The following is a 1,011-nucleotide window of genomic DNA, read 5'->3' on the forward strand; positions in this document are numbered from 1 at the left end:
CCCCGCCGCGATGTACAGCTGCGGCGCCACGATCTTGCCCGTCTGGCCCACTTGCCAGTCGTTCGGCGCGTACCCCGCATCCACTGCGGCGCGGCTGGCACCCAGCGCGGCGCCCAGCTTGTCGGCCAGCGGGGTCATCACTTCGTCGAACTTTTCCTTGCTGCCGAGGGCCCGGCCACCGGAGACGATGATCTTGGCGGCGGTGAGTTCCGGGCGGTCGCTCTTGGCGATCTCGCTGCCCACGAAGGTGCTCTTGCCGGTGTCAGTGGTCGCTGCTGCGGTTTCCGTCGCTGCGCTGCCACCGGTGGCTGCTGCCGGGTCGAACCCCGTGGTGCGCACGGTGATGACCTTGACGCTGTCTGCGCTTTGCACGGTGGCAATGGCGTTGCCCGCGTAGATGGGGCGCTCGAAGGTATCGGGGGAGATCACCTTGGTGATGTCGCTGATCTGCGCGACATCCAGCTTGGCCGCCACGCGCGGGGCCACGTTCTTGCCGCTGGCAGTGGCGGGGAACAGGATGTGGCTGTAGTTGGCAGCAATGGCCAGCACCTGGGCGGCCACGTTCTCGGCCAGGCCGTGTTCCAGGCCGGGGGCATCGGCATGGATGACCTTGGCGACGCCGGCAATTTGGGCTGCGGCCGTTGCTGCGGCACCGGCATTGTGGCCGGCGATCAGCACGTGCACGTCGCCACCGCAGGCGATGGCGGCGGTCACGGTGTTGAAGGTCGCACCCTTGACGGTGGCGTTGTCGTGTTCGGCAATAACGAGTACGGTCATTTGGTTGTTCTCCTTATGCTTCAGATGACTTTGGCTTCGTTCTTGAGCTTGTCGACCAGGGCGGCCACGTCGGCCACCTTGACGCCGGCGCCGCGCTTGGCGGGTTCGGTGACCTTCAGGGTCTTCAGGCGGGGGGTGACATCCACACCCAGGTCTTCGGGCTTGACGATGTCGAGCTGCTTCTTCTTGGCCTTCATGATGTTGGGCAAGGTGACGTAGCGGGGCTCGTTCAGG

At 65.8% G+C, this 1,011-nt stretch carries 2 pseudogenes; both read right to left on the reverse strand.

Annotated elements, in window-relative coordinates:
* Positions 1–777 (reverse strand): annotated as a pseudogene (locus ASE28_RS31460) (electron transfer flavoprotein subunit alpha/FixB family protein); the annotation flags it as partial.
* A gap of 20 nt (positions 778–797) precedes the next feature.
* Positions 798–1,011: pseudogene (locus tag ASE28_RS16335) on the reverse strand (electron transfer flavoprotein subunit beta/FixA family protein); the annotation flags it as partial.

The organism is Acidovorax sp. Root219, assembly GCF_001428665.1.
Lineage (GTDB): Bacteria > Pseudomonadota > Gammaproteobacteria > Burkholderiales > Burkholderiaceae_C > Acidovorax.